Source organism: Niveispirillum sp. (assembly GCF_017996735.1).
Lineage (GTDB): Bacteria > Pseudomonadota > Alphaproteobacteria > Azospirillales > Azospirillaceae > Niveispirillum.
Map to the genome: position 1 here is coordinate 19,437 of NZ_JAGOGJ010000016.1, position 18,013 is coordinate 37,449.

Sequence of the window (18,013 nt, forward strand, 5' to 3'; positions counted from 1 at the left end):
TAATCAGCGGCCCGTCTTGATCTTGGTCCAGGCGCGGGTGCGTTCACGCTCCGCCTTCTGGCTGATCTGCTTGACGGTGAACATCTTCGCCATCGTCTCCTTGGTCGGGAAGATGGAGGGGTTCTTGGCCACTTCCTGGTCCATCAGCGGCCAGGAGGCCGGAACGGCGTTGGCATAGGCGACGAAGTCGCTGATGCCGGCCATCACCTTGGGTTCCAGCACATAATTGATGAAGGCGCTGGCATTGGCGACATTGGCGCCGGCCGGGATCGTGGCCATGTCGAACCAGACCTGGGCTCCTTCCTTGGGGATGGAATAGGCGATGGAGTACTTGGCCTTGGCCTCTTCGGCACGCGCGGCGGCCTGGAACACGTCGCCGGAGTAACCGACGGCGACACAGGCGTCACCCGTGGCCAGCGGATCGATGACCGACGGCACGAAGGTCTTGATGTAAGGACGGATGGCCAGCATCGCGGCCTCGGCCTTCTTGGTATCGTCCGGGCTTTCGGAGTTGGGGTCCAGGCCCTGCGACTTGAACACCGACGGCAGGATGTCGGTCTGGCTGTCCAGGAAGACGATGCCGCAGGCGGCCAGCTTCTTGGCGTTTTCCGGCTTGAAGACCACGTCCCAGCTATCGACATTCACGCCGGGCAGCAGTTCCTTCAGCTTCTCGACATTATAGCCGATGCCGATGGTGCCCCACTGATAGATGACGCCATATTCGTTGCCGGGATCGGTCGATTCGACCAGCTTCATCAGCGACGGGTCCAGATTCTTCAGATTGGGAATCTTGGACTTGTCCAGCTTCTGGATGGCCTTGGCCTGGATCAGCTTGCGCATCGTCGGCTCGGCGGTCGGCACGGCGACGTCATAGCCGGAATTGCCCACCAGCAGCTTCGATTCCAGGGTTTCCAGATCGGTGAAGACGTCATACTGCGTCTTGATCCCGGTCGCCTTGGTGAAATCGTCCAGCGTGGTCTCGCCGATATAATCGGCCCAATTATAGATATTGACCTTCTTTTCCTGGGCCATGGCCGTGTGGCCGACGGCGATGGCGGCAACCATGCCGATGGCGCCGATCACGTGCTTCAGCTTCATCAAGGACCCCCAATCAGATCGGACGCCCGCTTGGCACGGGATCGCCCAGGGATATGGGTGCCGCTGCCCGCGACACCCTGGACAGAGGGCATTGCACATAGGCGCCGGGCCCTTGTCAATGACGATGGATTTGCCTTGTGTCAGAAGGAGATGCGGCATCCTATCCCATATGGCATAAGCGTATCCGCCCTGCCCTTTCCAGGGGCAGTTTCCGCAGCCGGGAGATGATGTTTTGCGCAATGTCCAGGAGCCGCCCTTCGGCACGCATGCCCCCGGCACGGCCGCGCGTCTGCTGACCGATCTGTGCCAGGGGCTGCCCACTACGCCGGCCGGCCGCCGGCTGGCGCTGTGGCTGCGCAAGGTGGCCATGGTCATCCAGGGACCGGTGTTCGACGTGGCGGTGCGGGGTATCCATCTGCGTCTTCATCCCGGCGATAATGTCGGGGAACGCAAATTCCTGTTCATGCCGCAATTCTTCGATCCCGAAGAGATGGCGCTCCTGGCCGACCGGCTGCCGCGTGACGGCACCTTTGTCGATATCGGCGCCAATGTCGGGCTTTACACCCTGAACGCCGCCAAGCTGCTGGGACCCGGCGGCCGCATCCTGGCGGTGGAGCCGGGACCGGAGGCCGCACGCCGCCTGCGTTTCAATCTGTCACTGAACCGCACGGACGCCGCGATCACCCATGTTGACTGCGCCATCGGGGCCGAGGAAGGGGTGATGGGGCTTTATCTGGATGCCAGCAACCTGGGCGGCTCCTCCCTGGTCCGCGACCATGGCGGCAAATCCACGCCGGTTCGCGTGCGTCCGCTGGTCGATGTGCTGGAAGAGGCAGGGATCACCCGTATCGATGTTCTGAAGATCGATATCGAGGGGGCGGAGGACAAGGCGCTGCTGCCCTTCTTTGATCAGGCGCCTGAAGACCTGTGGCCGCGCGTGATTATCATCGAACGGTCAGAGGAAAGCTGGGCGGGCGACCTGCTGGGCCGGTTCAAGGCAGCGGGATACCGGGGTTTCGGCAACAGCAAGATGAACTGGCTGTTTGAACGGTGAGACCAATCCCGGCGGCGGCAAAGGCCACCGCCGGGACCGTCAGGATTTACCAGGTCACCTTGACCTTGGCATAGTAGAAGCCGCCGTTGAAACCGAACGGCGAGAAGTTGGAATACTGGGCAAAGCCGTTCGGGTTGGCGCCGGGAATGACCAGATCGGTGTAGTTATCGAACACATTGTTCGCACCGGCCGAAATGGACAGATTCTCCGTCAGGTCATACCCGACATCGATATCCGCCACCCATTCAGCCCCGAAGGTCTGATCCAGCGCGGCATTGGCGTTGCGTGAGGTGAACTTGCCATAGCGCGTGCCACGGACCGTCAGGCTGAAATCGTCATACTGCCAGGTGGCGGACAGGTTGATCTTGTTGTCCGGCTGCGCCTCCTCGAACCGCCCTTCCTCCACGCGGGAGAAGCGGGTCAGTTGCAGGCCGACCGTGCTGAGCGTGGACGGGTTGGGCTTCACATTCAGGGTCTTGGTGTCGTTGAAATTGACACCGGCCGTGAGGTTCAGGCTGCCAGCCGTATCCAGATCGGCGCGGTAGGTGCCGACGATATCGACGCCGCGCGTGCGGGTATCGATGGCGTTGGTGAAGAAGCGCCCGCCGGTCACGCCGGCAAAGCCGCGCGCCGTCAGGAAATTCTGCACCGCCGTGCCCGTCAGGTTCTCCGACAGCACGATACGGTCATTGATACGGATCTGATAGGCATCGACCGTCAGGCTGGCCCCCTCAAACGGGCTGGAGGTGAAGCCCAGGCTGTAATTGATCGACTTTTCCGGCTTCAGATCTTCGGCACCCAGGGCCTGGGCCGCCGGATCATTGACGCGGAAGGTGCGGATTTCGAAGGGCACACCGCCGATGAAGTTGGTGGCGGTGGAGGAGAAATAGCTCTGCTGCAAGGAGGGCGCGCGGAAGCCGTTGGACACCGCACCACGCAGGCCAAAGGCATCGGTCACGTCATATTTGAAGGCGAACTTGCCCGACCCGGTCCAGCCGAAATCGGAATAATGTTCGACGCGGCCGGCAACACTGACCAGCAGCGCGTCCGACAGCTTGGTTTCAAGATCGAGATAGGCGGCATAGCTGTGGCGGTCGACATCGACCTCGTCACTGGGCCGGAAGCCGGGGAAGCCCTGGGCACCGGGGGCCGGCTGGCTGCCGATGGCGCCGGTGGAACCGCCATCCAGCACCTTCACGCCGCCATCCTTCCAGCTATCCTCGTCCCCTGCCCCCAGTTCATAGCCTTCGGTGCGGTATTCCAAACCGGCAGAGACACTGAGGCTGGAGGGCAGGCCGATATCCACATCGCGCGAGGCGTCGGCATTGATCACGCCCTGGGTATAGAGCAGATCGCCGGCATAGAAGCTGCGGCGGCTGTTGGTGCCATAGGTGGCGTTCAGGGTGTTTTCCACGCTGAACGGGAAGTCGTTGCGGCCATAGGTGCCGGAAATGTCATAGCGCGTTTCGCCGGCATCGCCCTTCACGCCGACCGCCACCGACATGTCGTCAATGTCAGAGGTGATAAAAGGCAGGAAACCATCGGGATAGATGGCGCGGACATTGTTGGGGTCGCGCGGACGACGCCAGGTGGCGCCCGACTTGCCCTCGCGCTTGTTATAATTGCCGAAGGAATAGAGCTCGGCCCCCCCCAGCGGCAGGCCCAGATTGTAGACGACGTTGTAATCGGTGACGTCGCTGTCGCCGTACCAGAAATTGTCGGTCCGGTTGATCGTAGCCTCGCGCGGGTCGGCGGCACCGCCGGCCAAGTTGTTATATTGCTGGCGGATATCGGCGGCCTGCCGGTTGGTATGGCCACGGTCGCGATATTCGGCTGTCAGGTTCAGATAGCCGCCATTGCCGATGGTCGCCCCGCCATTGGCCGAAAAATGATAGACGTCGCCATCCCCTTCATAGGTCTGGCCATAGGAGGCGAAGGCCGACCCGCCCTCATTATTGTCGCGCAGGATGATGTTGATCACGCCGGCAATGGCATCGGACCCGTACTGTGCCGCCGCCCCATCGCGCAACACCTCGATCCGGCGGATGGCAGCGGCAGGAATGGAATTCAGATCGGCACCCGTCGAACCGCGCCCCACGGAACCGTTCAGGTTCAGCAACGCCGTATTGTGACGCCGCTTGCCATTGATCAGGACCAGCGTGTGGTCGGGCGACAGGCCGCGCAGGGTGGCCGGGCGGATATGGTCGGTGCCGTCGGTGATGGTCGGCTGCGGAAAGTTGAAGGAGGGCACAAGGGCGTTCAACACCTTGTTGACCTCGCCCTGTCCCGACCGCTCCAACTCGCCTGCCGAGATGACGTCAATGGGCACCGGTGATTCTGCCAGGGTACGGTCGGCGCGGCGCGTCCCGGTAACGACAATTTCCTCGACATCGCTGGCGGGCTGCTGCGCCTGGGCGGCGCCCGCCACGGTCAGGAACCCGGCCAATGCCGTACCAACCTTAAGCCACTGCTTCCCCATAAGTTCTTCTCCCGACTTTATTTTAGTCGTCATTCCGTATTCGGAATAACGACCCACGGGAAAACGATATCTTATCCGGAAGTCTTGGGAAGATAATGACGCTTAAGTGATCGTTAATGTTGCCACTGTGTGACGCAATTGGCGCAGATCTCCGGCACCCGATTTATTTAAGCATTGTCGCTGAAATAATTATACAGGGCTCAGGAAGGGTAATCGCAGGATGAGCCTGATCAGCCCCGCGCCCGCATCAGGCGGGCCTTGTCGCGCTGCCATGTACGCTCCTTGTCCGCCTCGCGCTTGTCGCCCTGCTTCTTGCCCTTGGCCACACCGATCTCAACCTTGGCCTTGCCCCGGTCGTTGAAGTAGACCGACATGGGCACCAGGGTCATGCCCTGGCGCGCAATGGCGTTGAGCATCTTCACCAGTTCACGCTTGCGGACCAGCAGCTTGCGGGGACGCTTGGGATCATGCTGCAGCCAGGCGCCGGCCTGGCCATATTCGGGGATGTAGGAATTCACCAGGAACAGTTCGCCCCCGATCTCGCCAGCATAGGCTTCCAGGATGGAGGCCTTGCCGCCACGGAGTGACTTCACCTCGGTCCCGGTCAGCATGATGCCGGCCTCCACCGTATCCTCGATGAAGTAATCAAAGCGGGCCCGGCGGTTCTGTGCCGCCAGTTTGCGCTCGGGCGCGTTGTTCGCCATCGCTGGAATAATCCGATCAGAAAAGAAAACGTCCCCCCTGTTATGGGGGGACGCTTCTGTAAGTTCAATGGAGTCAGCGGATCAGATCAGCCCGGCCTTATGCATCGCAGCCTCCACCACGGCCCGGCCTTCGGCGCTGCAGGGCACCAGCGGCAGACGGACATCCGGGGTGGACTTGCCCAGAAGGGTGGCCGCGTACTTCACCGGCGCGGGGCTGGTCTCCACAAACATGGCGTGATGCAGGGGCATCAGAATGTCGCGGATACGGGCCATCTCGACCAGATCGCCCCGCTGCCACGCCTCATGCAACTGCGAGCACAGCGCCGGGGCCACATTGGCCGTGACGGAGATGCAACCCACCCCACCCTGGGCCAGGAAGGCCGTAACGGTGGCATCCTCGCCCGAAAGCTGGCAGAAGTCGGGCCCGATCTCGACACGGGTGCGCAAGGGACGGGCCAGATCGGCCGTCGCGTCCTTCACACCCGCGATGTTCGGCAGCTTCGCCAGCCGCGCCATGGTTGCGACAGACATGTCGATGACGCTGCGGCCGGGGATGTTGTAGATGATGATGGGCAGATCGACGGCGTCATGGATGGCCTTGTAATGCTGATAAAGACCTTCCTGCGACGGCTTATTGTAATAAGGTGTGACCACCAGGGCGGCATCGGCGCCGGCTTCCTTGGCGTGGCGGGTAAGGGCGATGGCCTCTTCCGTCGAATTCGACCCGGTGCCGGCGATCACGGGCACCCGGCCCTTCGCCACCTCAACGGTCAGGGAGACGACCAGACGATGTTCCTCATGGCTGAGCGTCGGCGATTCGCCGGTCGTACCCACGGGAACCACGCCGTGGGTCCCCTGTTTGATCTGCCAGTCCACGAAGTCCTTGAACGCGACCTCATCCACCTTCCCGTCACGGAACGGCGTGATCAGTGCGACGATGGAACCCTTGAACATGGCAAGACACTCCGGTCAGAACGAATGAAGGCGCGAACCTTAAACAGCCGCAATCCCCGAAACAAGGCGGCAGGCCGTGCCCTGGCGGCGATGCTGATCTGTCTGGGAATGGGGCTTGGCATGCCCGGTCTGGCATGGGCGGCCAACCCGACAAGCGAGGTTGGCATCTACAAGCAGGCTCTGCGCGCCGCCGACATGGGCAAGATGGACGAGGCCCAGCGTCTGGTGCGCCGCGCGCCGGACGAACTGGCATCGCAGTTGCTGCTGTGGATGCAGTTGACCCAGCCCGGCACGGATGCCACCTGGGAAGCCATTACCGGCTTCATGAAGCGCCATCCCGACTGGCCCAACCAAGCCTCCTTGCGCCGCAATGCGGAGGGCAAGATGCCCCCCGACATGCCCTATCAGGCCGTGCGGGAATGGTTCGAGAAAAACCCGCCCCTGACCTGGGTCGGGGTGGGTCGCTATTCTGATGCGCTGATGGAGACAGGTGCATCGGACAAGGCGATCGAGATGGTCCGCAGCCGCTATGTCAATGGCAGCTTCGGCGTGCAGGAGGAACGGGATTTCCGCCAGCGCTATGCCGGCCTGCTGCGTCCCGCCGACCATGCGGCCCGCCTGGACCAGTTGCTGTGGTCGGAGAAGGTCGACGATGCGCGCCGCGTCATGCCGCTGGTCGATCCGGGGCTTCAGGCCGTGGCAGAGGCCCGCATCGCGCTGGCCGCCATGTCGCCGGGCGTTGATGGCGCCCTGCGCCGCGTGCCGGCCAATCTGCAGAACGATCCCGGCCTGCTGTACGACCGCACCCGCTGGCGCCGCCGCAAGGATATGAATGACGGCGCCGTGGAGGTGCTGGCCAAGCGGCAGCCGGAGGAACAGGCCCATCCCGCCGATTGGTGGGTGGAACGCCACATCCTGGCCCGCCGGTTGATGGAACGGGAACAGTTTGCCCAGGCCTATGACATCGTGTCCGCCCATGCGTCCAAGGACGGTCTGGCCTTCGCCCAGGCGGAATTCCTGGCGGGCTGGCTGGCGCTGCGCAAACTGAATCGCCCGGAAGAGGCACTGAAACATTTCGAGGCGCTGTTCCGGGGCACCAGTTCACCGGTCAGCCGCTCACGCGGCGCCTATTGGGCGGGCCGGGCCCTGGACGCAATGGGCGACAAGGAACTGGCCGCCACCTGGTACGACACGGCCACCACCTATGGCGGTACCTTCTATGGTCTGCTGGCCGCCGACCATCTGGAACGGCCACCCGGCAGCGCCATGCCGGTGGAACCCGACCCGACGGAGGAACAACGCCGCGCCTTCAACAAGCGGGAAATCGTGAAGGTCATTCGTCTCCTGGCCCGGATTGAGGGGGCCGACAGCGACCGCACGACCCTGTTCATACGCAAGATGGCTACCGACGCCAAGACGGGTGAGGAATATCAACTGGTCGGCGATCTGGCCCTGGCGCTGAAGCGCAAGGATCTGGCCGTCACCACCTCCCGCGCGGCGTGGCAGGACGGGTTCGTCCTGCGTCAGGCGGGCTTTCCCCTGCTGGACATGAAGGCCCCTCCCCGTCCGGAGACGGCCCTGATCCATGGCATCATCCGCCAGGAGAGCAATTTTGTGGCCACGGCCATCAGCTCCGCCGGCGCACGCGGCCTGATGCAGGTGATGCCGACCACGGCCGCCGGTGTGAACAAGCCACCGCCGGCCCCGAAGCCAGCGGCGAAACCGGCAGCAACCAAGAACGACAAGGCCAAGAAGCAGGACGCCAAGCAGAAAAAGCCGACGACCGCCAAACAGCAGCCCCCCAAGACCAACAGCGTGGCCAACCGTCTGACGGCGGACCCGCGCTATAATGTGGAGACGGGGTCCACCTATCTGGCCGATCTGGTCGACCGGTTCGGCGGCTCCTACGTCCTGGCCATCGCCGCCTACAATGCCGGGCCGGGCCGCGTGGCGGGGTGGGTGCGCGACTATGGCGATCCACGGGGCAATGGAGTCGATGTCATCGACTGGATCGAAACAATGCCGATCTACGAAACCCGAAACTATGTTCAGCGTGTTCTGGAGAATGTCCACCTGTACCGGGCACGACTGGGCCATCCGTCCCTGCGGATGACCCTGGATCTGGGACGCGGCGCCGCCACCAACGGCTGAGTACGAAGGGGCTACTCCCTATTTCCGCGCGCCAAACGGGCGGCGACAGGCGATGATGATCACAGCATCGTCACACCCTCGCCGCCCGGAGCGCCTTGAGAATGCCGGCCCAGCCCATTGCACAGCATATCCGAGAGGCCGCCATCGTTCATGCCCGCCTGCTCGACCGGTTGATCGCAGAAACCGAGATCGAGGCGGAACAGGCGGCGGGGCAGTTCGTGCGGGAAAGCCTGCGCGAATGGCTGGGCGTGCTTCGGGCCGAAAGGCAGGTTTATGGCCTCGCCGCGACCCTTCTTGTTACAAAAGTAGAAAATGCTGCTTGACGAATCGTCAGGATTCCGGAATTTCATCGTGAAAATCCGGAAACGGGCACTGACTGCGGCAAATCAGTCCAGTTCCGGATTCGCGATCTTGGTTTCTCGATGGCTCCTGCATGTGGTAGTGTAATTGCTGCGCAATACCCGCAAGCGCCGTAGCGGTCGCGTAAAAACGCATTGCCTTTAATTTTGTCGCCGCGGGTAGTTGATCGTTGGACAGTGGAAGACAACCGAAGGGAGGTCGCGCTGGCAAAATTAACCTTGTTTCGTCATTTTCTTGGGGTGGATCTTGCCCTTCTGCCGGCTATTGCGATCCAAAGACATACAAGTTATGGACAGGTGGATCGAAATCGCAGATATTGCCATACCATAGCATGACGGAGCGTTGAGCAGCATACTTGCCGAAAGCAGCTCAATGGTGATTATGACGGTGGAAGACAAGTTGCTTTCCCGGCACAACACCAAGCAAAGTTCATGAGAACAGCGGCGTGCCGGATGCGCGGAACTTTGCGTGCAGTCCGGGTGTTGCCACAGGAACGTGAAATAGGGGGCAATAGAGTTCGATGCCGAGACGGAGCAAAAACGCAGCGGTCGCTGCCCTTGAGACGGTAATCGAGAACCATGTGGCCGGCCGTATCAGGCTTCGTCGCGGCCTTCTTGGTATGAGCCAGTCCGATCTGGCAAAGGCCCTGGGCATTACATTCCAGCAGGTCCAGAAGTATGAACGCGGTTCAAACAGAGTTTCTGTTGGGAAACTCTATCGGCTGGCTGACATCCTGGACGTACCGCTGACCTTCTTCTTCGACGGGTTGGATGTACCGGACATGCGGCGGCCGCCCGAAAGCTTCGCCGCCACGGCCGAAGGGTCCTCCCCCATCCTGTCCCGTCGTGAACTGGACTTGCTGCGGGCCTGGAAATCGGCGCCGGAAGAAATCGCGGACGCTGTCGGATCGTTGCTGCGCGCGATTTCGCCCAATGCCGGTTATGATGAAGAAGCGGCCGCTGCTGCTGCTGCCAACCGGCAATACAGTGCCCCCGTCTCGGTGCAACCCGCTGACATCATCGAACCACCCCGCCGCCGTGGCCCGGTGCCCGGCAGCAAGCGACAGCCCAAGGCCGCGGCGCCTGATGTTGCAGTGGCCCCTGCGCCCGCCACTGCCGGTGGCCGCCGCCGTCGCGGCGCCGTCTGGGACCCGGCGGATATCAAGGACTACAATGACGGTGAGAGTGAGTAACCTTTAAGAGGTTGATCGCATTTCCGGATGCGTCGGCCATATATCTTGTTCTTAGAGTATGGCTATAGAAAGCGTCGGCGGGACTTCCTGCCGACGCTTTTTTATTGGCGGCGAGAAGGCCCCTGTCAGGGTCGGAAACTGAGCCAGACATTGTAACCGTCATGCAGCGCGTCAAAGGCCAGCACCTGGCCGCGCGTGACGGTCAGCGGGCGATCAGGCAGGTAGAATCCGGGCTGCCACCCGCTTGCGGGGCTGTCGATAAAGGGGCTGTTCTCGAACGTCACGCCGCCGCCGAAATCCAGCCAGACCCATTGTGCCAAAGCCACGCAGCGCCCATCGGTCCCAGCAGGCAAGGTGAAGCGCACATGTTCACTGCCCGGTATGGGCTCGCCGGTAAAATCGAAACTGAACGGATCGACAGGTGCCGACAAGGCCACGGGCTGTACCAGACGGGCATCGTAACGCACGGACCGTGGGTAGAGGTGGTTGAAGGCGGAAAGGTCGAAACCGCTGGTCGGACCGGTGAACAGGTGTTTTTCCAGCACATCACCGCCGGCCAGAGCACAGCGCACACCCCCGCGCGCCGGCAGGATACGAGCATCGGGCACCAGCAGGCGCGCGCGGGCATCGGCAACGGCGGGGATGATGCGCTCCGACAGGAAATCGCTGGCCACGATCTCCGAGAGCAGCACGTCGGCGCGCCGTGGCAGCACGTCGCCCACCTGCAGGGCGGTGGACAGGGTATTGACGACGGTGATGCGGTCGGACAGGCCATTGGCGGCAATCACGGCACGCGCCGTCTCCGCGATCCATGGTACCGCCTCGCAGGTCACCACCTGTGCCCCGGCCTGGGCCGCCATCATGGCCAGCAGGCCCGAACCCGTACCAATTTCCAGCACCAGATCGCCGGGCCGCACCTGGGCCTTGATCGCCGCTTCATACGCATCGTTGCGCGGCGCGTCATTCACCATGGGCACATGCCACAGCGGCAACATCTGCGTGCGCAGCTTTGATTGCAGTAATTGGGCTTCCACGAAATCCGGTTTCAGGGCCAGGGCGGAGGTCACCTGTTCCAGAGCGACTTCAACCTTGTTTTGATCACGATAGGCGGAAGCCAGGTTGAACCGGCCCACGGCATCGTCGGGTTCAACCTCCACGGATTTTTCAAAGGCGGTCGTCGCGTCGGCCATCCGCCCCAGTTTTTGCAGGCACAGACCAATATTGAAGTTCACCCCCCGGAAGGACGGATCGGCCTTGGCCGTGCGTTCAAAGGTGGCGAGCGCCGGTTCCCACTTCTCCTGCGCCTTCAGCACCACGCCCAGATTCCAGGTGACGGCCGCCATACCGGGCCGCGCCTTGTCGATCCGGCGGTAAAGCGCTTCCGCTTCGGCCCAGCGTCCTTCGTTTTGGTGGGTTACGGCCTGGGCGAAGGTGCGGTTGAGATCCATGGCAACGGCTTCAAAGGTGGATGTGCAGGCGGCATTGTGACGGGCGGGGGCCGGCCGATCAACAGTTTGCCGATGGAAACCATCTGGCGTCCGCGGCGTTGCACGCTATGCTGCGCACCTGTGATCACAAGCCGCAAAAGGCCCCTCCCCCATGCCCGTGTCCGACCAGCATCCCACCGTCAAACGGCGGCGCAGCCAGTTGCTGAACCATTTTCTGGTGTTTTTTATTTTCGCCGTGATCATTGTACCGGTGAATTTCTTCACCACACCCGATCATATCTGGTTCTTCTGGCCCCTGGTCGGCTGGATGGGACCGCTGGCCCTGCACACGGCCCATGCCATGGGCATGTTCGATCGGCGCTAGCATTTCCTAGGGTTCGAAATGGAAACCGACTCAGGTCTCACATCACCCTCTATACCCTTGTAAAAGCTGGGGTGCTGGGGAGAAACCGGGCGCAACTGATCATGCGCCCGGTTTCCTCAACCGATCACAAGCCGCGTTCCATGGCCCGCCAGGCGATATCGCGGCGGCAGAAGCCTTCCTTCCAGTCGATGCGGTCCACCGCTTCATAGGCGTTGGCGCGGGCATCGGCCACGCGTGGGGCAATGGCGGTGACGCCCAGCACGCGGCCGCCATTGGCCAGGATGGCGCCATCAGCCCCTTCCTTGGTGCCCGCGTGGAAGATCTCCACGCCATCCACCTGCCCGGCCTGGGGCAGGTTGCCGATGCGCGTCCCCTTTACATAATCGCCTGGATAGCCTTCGGCGGCCATGACGACGCAGAGGGCGGCCTCGTCATGCCATTCGGGTTCCTGGCCCGACACATCACCCTGGGCCGCCGACAGCAGCAGCGGCACCAGATCGGATTTCAGCCGGCGCATCAGCACCTGGCATTCCGGGTCGCCGAAGCGGACATTATATTCCAGCAGCTTGGGGATCGGCTGCCCGTCCGGCCCGTTCACCACCATGATGCCGGCGAACAGCACGCCGATGAAGGGCTTGCCCTCCGCCGCCATGCCGCGCACGGTGGGAAGGATCATCTCGTCCATGATCCGCGCCTCGATAGCGGGCGTCAGGACGGGGGCGGGGCTGTAGGTGCCCATGCCGCCGGTGTTCGGGCCCTGGTCGCCGTCATAGGCGCGCTTATGGTCCTGGGCGCCGGCCAGGGCCACGGCATTGGTCCCGTCGCAGATGGCGAAGAAGCTGGCCTCCTCCCCATCCAGAAACTCCTCGATCACCAGTTCGGCCCCGGCATCGCCGAAACGGCGGCCCACCATGGCCTCCTCGATGGCGGCATAGGCCTCGTCCACGCTCTGGCAGATGGTCACCCCCTTGCCGGCGGCCAGACCATCGGTCTTCACCACAATGGGGGCACCGTGACGGGCCACGAATTCCTTGGCGGCCCCGATATCGGTAAAACGACCATAGGCGGCGGTGGGCACGCCGAAGCGGGCCACGGCATCCTTCATGAAACCTTTGGACCCTTCCAGAGCGGCGGCCGCCTGCGACGGGCCAAAGGTGGGGATGCCGGCGGCGCGCAGCGCATCGGCCAGACCCAGCACTAGCGGTTCCTCCGGCCCGACCACAACAAAGTCGATACCTTCGGCGGTCGCAAAGGCGGTGATGCCCGCCACGTCATTGGCCGATAGCGGCACCAGTGTCGCCACATCCTTGATGCCGGCATTGCCGGGCGCGCAGTAAAGGGCGTCGCACAGGGGAGAGCGCTTGATGGCCCAGCACAGCGCATGTTCGCGACCACCCGAACCCACGACCAGAATCTTCATGGCTTTATCCCCCTGCTGCTGCTGCCGTTTGGCGGCGGTTGCTTAGCATGGGATGGGCGCCATGGTCACCCGGCGGTGTGGGATGGCGCCAATGCGTTCAGCCGCGTGCGGACGCCAGCAGGGCCGCGAACCGGTCGGCCAGTGTGTCCACGCCATGGGCCAGCGTCGCCTCCCCTACCACCATCTCGGTGAAGCAATGGTCGCGCACCGGCAGGGGGATGATGCGGCCAAAGCACCACACCCCCTGCTCCCGCGCTGTCCGTTCCAACGCCGCCGCCAGCGCCGAGGCGGACACGGGCCAGACCAGCCGGAAGGAATTGCACATCACCCGGTCGGCGGCCCACGGGGCATCGCGCGTTGACAGCGCCTCGGCCAGGGCCGTGGCATAGGTGTGATACCCGGCCATACGCGGCAGGAAATGGCGCAACCCGTACAGCCCGCCCAGCACATAGGGAAAGGCCGTGTAGAGATTGCCGCCCATGCGCGAGCGCCAGGGTTTCAGCATGTCCAGAAACGCCGTCTCGCCTGCGATCAGCGCCCCGCCCGGCGCGCCCAGGCCCTTGTAAAGGCTGACATAAAGACTGTCGGCCAGGGCGGCGATGTCCGCCAGCGATCTTCCATAGAAGGGCTGCGTCTCCCACAGCCGCGCCCCATCCAGGTGGAAGGCGATCCCCTGACCCCGGCACCAGGTCGAGATCGCGACAAGCTCTTCCCAGGCCGGCGCCCGGAACCCGGCATTGCGCAGCGGCAGTTCCACTACCACGGTGGCCAGCGGTTCCTTTACGCCCTGAAGATCGGCCAGGGTAAAGGGCGCGTCATCCGGCCCGATGCGGACCAGCCTTATATCCGACAGCCGCTCCACCGCGTCCGACTCGTCCACCGCGATGTGGCTTTTTGGATGAACCGCGACCAGCCGCCGGCCCGTACGCTCCCGATGCGCGAAAAGAACCGCCTGCTGCCCCACCACCGCCTTATGGAAGAACAAGGCGGACGGCTTGCCCAGCAGATCCGCCACCTGTCCCTGCAACAGGTCGATACCTGGGCCGGCATTATACTCATCGCCCGCCAGATCAATCTCCGGCATCGCCAGCATCCGCTCCATCCAAAGGCGCGGCGTGATCGGCCCATGCCCGTGCAGGAACGTATCGCAACAGGCGCGCAGGGCGCGGTCGAGGATGATGGCGGTCATGGTCTGGTATCCTGTGGGTCGGTCCGGCAGCAGGATGCGCAATCGGCCCGACGGTTTCAACATTGCCGCCTGCGGCCAGATACCCATATGATGGTGGCAAATGGCCAGGAGCGGATGATGCAGCCGGCAGGTCTGAAAAACATCTTGGGCGATCAGGTTCCAGGCGGGCTTGACCTTGTCCGCCTGATCCGCGACGGGCTGCCCATTGATGCCATCGATCATGTCATGGATGGCGGCTGGCTCAGCGCGGTGGAACTGGATCGCATCGTCCTGCCCCGACGGACGCTTTCAAACCGCCGCAAGACAGGCCGGTTGACGGCGGAACAGTCGGACAGGCTGGTACGCGTTGTCCGGCTGTTGGCCCTGACGGCAGAGACATTTGGGGATCGGGAGAAGGCGGCACGCTGGCTGCGCCGTCCGACATCGGCCCTGGGCGGGGAGCCACCCTTGCACCTGCTGGACACCGATGAAGGGGCGCGGGCGGTGGAAAACCTGCTGGGCCGCATCACCCATGGCATCGCCGCGTGACGCTGGGCTGGCGCATCTGCCGTGCGCCCTTTGCCGATCTGTCGGGTGAAGGCGCACGGCTTTACGGCGGGCGTTGGAACCAGTCGGGCTTGCCGTTGGTCTATCTGGCAGAGACCGCGGCGTTGGCCGTGCTGGAGGTCCGGGTGCATCTGGACCTGCCACCCGATCTGTTGCCCGATGATTATGTGTTGAGCACCGTAACATTGGCGGGACTGACGGTGGAGCATGTAGGCGACCTGCCGTCAGATACAGCCGCCTTTGGCACCCACTGGCTGCGGTCGGCCCGCACGCCGGTCCTGTCGGTCCCGTCACTGATCGTGCCGGAAAGCCGCAATCTGCTGCTGAACCCGGCCCATCCCGAGGCAAACGGCGCCCGCATCACCGGCAGCCGGGCTTTCAGCTTCGACCGCCGGCTCTGGGCACCGTCCACGTCCTGATCGTTCACGCTTTGATCAATGCACCGATCCGGCGGGCTTGTCCCCCTTGCCGCTGACCCCGGCCTCGGCAAAGGTCGCCATGTTCAGGTGGCAGGCGAGCGCGGAGCGCAGGACCGGAATGGTGAGCGCCGCCCCCGATGCCTCGCCCAGCCGCATGTCGAATTCGAACAGCGGGCGCTTGTTGATGGCGGTCAGCAGGCGGGCATGGCCCGGCTCGGCGCTGCGATGGGCCACGATGCAATGGTCCAGCGCCTTGGGATCGGCCTTATAGAGCACGGCGGCGGCGGCGGTGCAGGCAAAACCGTCCAGCACGACCGGCACGCGGGCCAGACGGCAGGCGATGATGGCGCCCATGATGGCGGCCAGTTCCTGTCCGCCCAGGCAGCGCAGCGCCTCGAACGGATCGGCCAGGGCCGTGGGATTGGCGGCCAGACCCGCCTCCACCGCCGCGATCTTGCGCTTGATGCCTTCGCTGTCCACACCGGTGCCGGGGCCAACCCAGTCAGATGCTGGCCCCCCGAACAGGGCGGCGCATATGGCGGCGGCCGACGTGGTGTTGCCAATGCCCATTTCGCCCAGGCACAGCAGGTGAAGGCCCGGTTCGATGGCCATCATGCCATAGGCGGCCGCGCGGGCGCAGACCTCCTCGCTCATCGCCGGACCTTGGGTGAAGTCGGCGGTCGGGTGGTCCAGGTCCATTTCATGCACGCGCAGATCGGCATCGTGCAGTTCGGCCAGTTGGTTGATGGCGGCTTGGCCATTGATGAAGGCCTGCACCATCTGCCCCGTCACGGCGGGCGGATAGGCGGACACGCCGCGCTGGGCCACGCCATGGGCGCCGGCGAAGATCACGATGCGCGGATGGGTTAGTTCCGGCGGCGCCTTGCCCTGCCAGGTGGCCAGCCATTGCACCAGATCCTCCAGCCGGCCCAGCGCGCCGGGCGGCTTCAGCAGGGTCTGTTCGCGCTGCATGGCCGCCGTCGCCGCCTCCAGGTCCGGGCCGGGCAGTTCCGTCAGAACGCGGCGGATTTCCTCCAGGCTGGGCAGGCCCTCTTCATCATGGTGGTGATGGGGATGGTCGTGATGGCCGGACATGGCTTTTCCTGACAGACACGTGGTTATGGTTACCGTCTGGCCCCCTGCATGGGTGCTGGAACGGTGCTGGCGGTGAAAGCCACACTGGCCTATACCGATGTCATGAGCGATGCAACAAAGCAGCACAGGCCCCGTCCGCTCGCGGAATTCATGGCGGCCACCATCTTCCTGACCCGCCTGCCCTTGCGCTGGAACGGCGACTGGCCGGACGACCTTAATCGCCGGGCCCTCTCCTGGTTCCCCATCGTGGGCTGCCTGATTGGGGCGGCGGGCGGTTTGCTGTACTGGGCACTGCATTTTGTGGGGCTGGCACCGCTGCTGGCCGCCATCGTGACCGTGGCGGCACTGACCTGGCTGACCGGTGCCTTGCACGAGGATGGGCTGGCCGATGTCGCCGACGGGTTCGGCGGCGGCCGCGACAAGGAGGCCAAGCTGTCCATAATGAAGGACAGCCGGGTCGGCACCTATGGGTCCATGGCGCTGATTCTGGTGGTGCTGGCGCGCGTCGGGGTGCTGGCCACCCTGGCCGATCCGCGTACCGTGGCACTGGCCCTGATCGGCGCGCATGCCTTTTCGCGCGGGCTGCTGCCGCTGGTGAAGCTGGCATTGCCCGATGCGCGGCTGAAGGGTGTGTCGGCGGATCAGGGACGGCCCGACAGCGCCCGGGCGCTGATCGCCCTGCTGATCGGTTTCACCCTGGCCGCCACGGCGCTGAATAAGCTGCATCTGGCGTCGGGCATGATCAGCCTGTCGGTCATGGCCATCTCCGCCGCCACCGTCTGGGCCCTGGCGCGCCTGTCGAAAAAGCAGATCGGCGGGGTCACGGGCGATGTCCTGGGCGCTGGGCAGCAGATGGCGGAAATCGGCTTCCTTCTAGCCCTGGCAGCAGTCATTCCGGCTTCGACATGAGCGGGGGCGGCGCTGTCACACGCTGGTGGTGGCTGCGGCATGCGCCCCTGGCCCTGCCCCCCGGCACCATCGCCGGGCGGATGGATGCGGATGTCGATCTTTCCGATAGCGGAATGATTGATGGCGCACGGGTCTGGTTGCCTGAACAGGCCATCTGGCTGACCACGCCCCTTTCGCGTAGCGTGCGGTCGGCGGCGGCATTGCGGCCCGGTCAACCCACCTTGTGCGTGCCCGACCTGACCGAACAGGATTTCGGGGACTGGCACGGCCGCACCCATGGGGAAATCTGGGAGAGCGAGCGCGCCCTGGCAGAGCATTTCTGGCAGGACCCGGCGGGACATGCCCCACCGGGGGGCGAGAGTTTCGCGGCCCTGTGCGACCGCGTGGCAGCGGCGGTGATGCGGGAAAGCGCCGCCCATAGGGGGCACGATATCGTCATGGTCGGTCATGCCGGCCCCATCCGGGCAGCGCTGGCCCTGGCGTTGGGACTGCCGCCCGCAGGTGTCCTGTCGGTTTCGGTCGATCATTGGCATCTGTTCCGGATGGACCATCTGGCCCTGGGCGACGGGAACGGACAATGGCGCCTTATCAGCGCCAATATTCCGCCATGTCAGGGCCGCTTGCTTTGATT

Annotated in this window: 17 protein-coding genes; 9 read left to right on the top strand and 8 right to left on the bottom strand. The window is 63.8% G+C overall.

Going from position 1 to position 18,013, the window contains the following annotated elements; all coding sequences use genetic code 11:
- Positions 1–3: 3 nt before the first annotated feature.
- Positions 4–1,098, bottom strand: a complete 1,095-nt coding sequence (locus tag KBA48_RS07865; protein WP_292904939.1) for a polyamine ABC transporter substrate-binding protein — start codon at positions 1,096–1,098, stop codon at positions 4–6.
- Positions 1,099–1,330: 232 nt separating this feature from the next.
- Here KBA48_RS07865 and KBA48_RS07870 point away from each other — a divergent pair, with 232 nt between their 5' ends.
- Positions 1,331–2,152, top strand: coding sequence for an FkbM family methyltransferase (locus tag KBA48_RS07870; protein WP_292904941.1), 822 nt, complete (start codon positions 1,331–1,333; stop codon positions 2,150–2,152).
- 46 nt (positions 2,153–2,198) lie between these two features.
- Here KBA48_RS07870 and KBA48_RS07875 read toward each other — a convergent pair whose 3' ends face one another.
- From KBA48_RS07875 to dapA, 3 genes are all read right to left on the bottom strand, one after another.
- The gene (locus tag KBA48_RS07875; protein WP_292904943.1) at positions 2,199–4,631 is read right to left on the bottom strand and encodes a TonB-dependent receptor; all 2,433 of its coding nucleotides are present in this window, start codon (positions 4,629–4,631) and stop codon (positions 2,199–2,201) included.
- Positions 4,632–4,861: 230 nt separating this feature from the next.
- Positions 4,862–5,335, bottom strand: a complete 474-nt coding sequence (gene smpB, locus KBA48_RS07880) for an SsrA-binding protein SmpB (RefSeq protein WP_292904945.1) — start codon at positions 5,333–5,335, stop codon at positions 4,862–4,864.
- 81 nt (positions 5,336–5,416) lie between these two features.
- Positions 5,417–6,289: a 4-hydroxy-tetrahydrodipicolinate synthase gene (gene dapA, locus KBA48_RS07885; RefSeq protein WP_292904947.1), complete on the bottom strand. Its 873-nt coding sequence runs from the start codon at positions 6,287–6,289 to the stop codon at positions 5,417–5,419.
- A 120-nt stretch (positions 6,290–6,409) separates the two neighbouring features.
- Between dapA and KBA48_RS07890 the strand changes: the two genes are divergently transcribed.
- From KBA48_RS07890 to KBA48_RS07900, 3 genes are all read left to right on the top strand, one after another.
- Positions 6,410–8,440 (top strand): transglycosylase SLT domain-containing protein, encoded by a 2,031-nt coding sequence (locus tag KBA48_RS07890; RefSeq protein ID WP_292904949.1) that lies wholly within the window; start codon positions 6,410–6,412, stop codon positions 8,438–8,440.
- Between the two features lie 101 nt (positions 8,441–8,541).
- A complete protein-coding gene (locus tag KBA48_RS07895; RefSeq protein WP_292904951.1) occupies positions 8,542–8,763 on the top strand; it encodes a hypothetical protein in 222 nt (73 codons plus the stop codon).
- Positions 8,764–9,320: 557 nt separating this feature from the next.
- A complete protein-coding gene (locus KBA48_RS07900) occupies positions 9,321–9,992 on the top strand; it encodes a helix-turn-helix domain-containing protein (protein WP_292904953.1) in 672 nt (223 codons plus the stop codon).
- 125 nt (positions 9,993–10,117) lie between these two features.
- Here KBA48_RS07900 and KBA48_RS07905 read toward each other — a convergent pair whose 3' ends face one another.
- A complete protein-coding gene (locus KBA48_RS07905; protein ID WP_292904955.1) occupies positions 10,118–11,440 on the bottom strand; it encodes a tetratricopeptide repeat protein in 1,323 nt (440 codons plus the stop codon).
- Positions 11,441–11,591: 151 nt separating this feature from the next.
- Between KBA48_RS07905 and KBA48_RS07910 the strand changes: the two genes are divergently transcribed.
- On the top strand, positions 11,592–11,804 hold the full coding sequence (locus tag KBA48_RS07910) for a 2TM domain-containing protein (RefSeq protein WP_292904957.1): 213 nt from the start codon (positions 11,592–11,594) through the stop codon (positions 11,802–11,804).
- A gap of 124 nt (positions 11,805–11,928) precedes the next feature.
- Here the strand turns inward: KBA48_RS07910 and purD are convergent, their stop codons facing one another.
- The gene (gene purD / locus KBA48_RS07915; RefSeq protein WP_292904959.1) at positions 11,929–13,224 is read right to left on the bottom strand and encodes a phosphoribosylamine--glycine ligase; all 1,296 of its coding nucleotides are present in this window, start codon (positions 13,222–13,224) and stop codon (positions 11,929–11,931) included.
- Positions 13,225–13,321: 97 nt separating this feature from the next.
- On the bottom strand, positions 13,322–14,413 hold the full coding sequence (locus tag KBA48_RS07920; protein WP_292904961.1) for a low specificity L-threonine aldolase: 1,092 nt from the start codon (positions 14,411–14,413) through the stop codon (positions 13,322–13,324).
- Between the two features lie 114 nt (positions 14,414–14,527).
- Here KBA48_RS07920 and KBA48_RS07925 point away from each other — a divergent pair, with 114 nt between their 5' ends.
- Entirely contained in the window at positions 14,528–14,941 is a 414-nt protein-coding gene (locus KBA48_RS07925; protein ID WP_292904963.1) for an antitoxin Xre/MbcA/ParS toxin-binding domain-containing protein, read from the top strand.
- The gene (locus KBA48_RS07930; protein WP_292904965.1) at positions 14,938–15,378 is read left to right on the top strand and encodes an RES family NAD+ phosphorylase; all 441 of its coding nucleotides are present in this window, start codon (positions 14,938–14,940) and stop codon (positions 15,376–15,378) included. The genes KBA48_RS07925 and KBA48_RS07930 overlap by 4 nt, the downstream gene beginning before the upstream one ends.
- 15 nt (positions 15,379–15,393) lie before the next feature.
- On the opposite strand, the gene cobT is transcribed toward KBA48_RS07930, so the two are convergent.
- Positions 15,394–16,473: a nicotinate-nucleotide--dimethylbenzimidazole phosphoribosyltransferase gene (gene cobT / locus KBA48_RS07935; RefSeq protein ID WP_292904967.1), complete on the bottom strand. Its 1,080-nt coding sequence runs from the start codon at positions 16,471–16,473 to the stop codon at positions 15,394–15,396.
- Between the two features lie 48 nt (positions 16,474–16,521).
- Between cobT and cobS the strand changes: the two genes are divergently transcribed.
- Positions 16,522–17,382, top strand: coding sequence for an adenosylcobinamide-GDP ribazoletransferase (gene cobS, locus KBA48_RS07940; RefSeq protein WP_292904968.1), 861 nt, complete (start codon positions 16,522–16,524; stop codon positions 17,380–17,382).
- Positions 17,379–18,011, top strand: a complete 633-nt coding sequence (locus KBA48_RS07945; RefSeq protein WP_292904970.1) for a histidine phosphatase family protein — start codon at positions 17,379–17,381, stop codon at positions 18,009–18,011. Before cobS ends, KBA48_RS07945 begins: the two co-directional genes overlap by 4 nt.
- Positions 18,012–18,013 lie beyond the last annotated feature (2 nt).

Bases quoted from the DNA above. Each gene is read 5' to 3' on its own strand.
- cobS (WP_292904968.1), top strand. From the start codon at position 16,522: ATGGGTGCTGGAACGGTGCTGGCGGTGAAAGCCACACTGGCCTATACC.
- KBA48_RS07865 (WP_292904939.1), bottom strand. From the start codon at position 1,098: ATGAAGCTGAAGCACGTGATCGGCGCCATCGGCATGGTTGCCGCCATC.
- KBA48_RS07905 (WP_292904955.1), bottom strand. From the start codon at position 11,440: ATGGATCTCAACCGCACCTTCGCCCAGGCCGTAACCCACCAAAACGAA.
- KBA48_RS07895 (WP_292904951.1), top strand. From the start codon at position 8,542: ATGCCGGCCCAGCCCATTGCACAGCATATCCGAGAGGCCGCCATCGTT.
- KBA48_RS07920 (WP_292904961.1), bottom strand. From the start codon at position 14,413: ATGACCGCCATCATCCTCGACCGCGCCCTGCGCGCCTGTTGCGATACG.
- KBA48_RS07875 (WP_292904943.1), bottom strand. From the start codon at position 4,631: ATGGGGAAGCAGTGGCTTAAGGTTGGTACGGCATTGGCCGGGTTCCTG.
- purD (WP_292904959.1), bottom strand. From the start codon at position 13,224: ATGAAGATTCTGGTCGTGGGTTCGGGTGGTCGCGAACATGCGCTGTGC.
- dapA (WP_292904947.1), bottom strand. From the start codon at position 6,289: ATGTTCAAGGGTTCCATCGTCGCACTGATCACGCCGTTCCGTGACGGG.
- KBA48_RS07890 (WP_292904949.1), top strand. From the start codon at position 6,410: ATGCCCGGTCTGGCATGGGCGGCCAACCCGACAAGCGAGGTTGGCATC.
- smpB (WP_292904945.1), bottom strand. From the start codon at position 5,335: ATGGCGAACAACGCGCCCGAGCGCAAACTGGCGGCACAGAACCGCCGG.
- KBA48_RS07910 (WP_292904957.1), top strand. From the start codon at position 11,592: ATGCCCGTGTCCGACCAGCATCCCACCGTCAAACGGCGGCGCAGCCAG.
- KBA48_RS07925 (WP_292904963.1), top strand. From the start codon at position 14,528: ATGATGCAGCCGGCAGGTCTGAAAAACATCTTGGGCGATCAGGTTCCA.
- cobT (WP_292904967.1), bottom strand. From the start codon at position 16,473: ATGTCCGGCCATCACGACCATCCCCATCACCACCATGATGAAGAGGGC.
- KBA48_RS07945 (WP_292904970.1), top strand. From the start codon at position 17,379: ATGAGCGGGGGCGGCGCTGTCACACGCTGGTGGTGGCTGCGGCATGCG.
- KBA48_RS07900 (WP_292904953.1), top strand. From the start codon at position 9,321: ATGCCGAGACGGAGCAAAAACGCAGCGGTCGCTGCCCTTGAGACGGTA.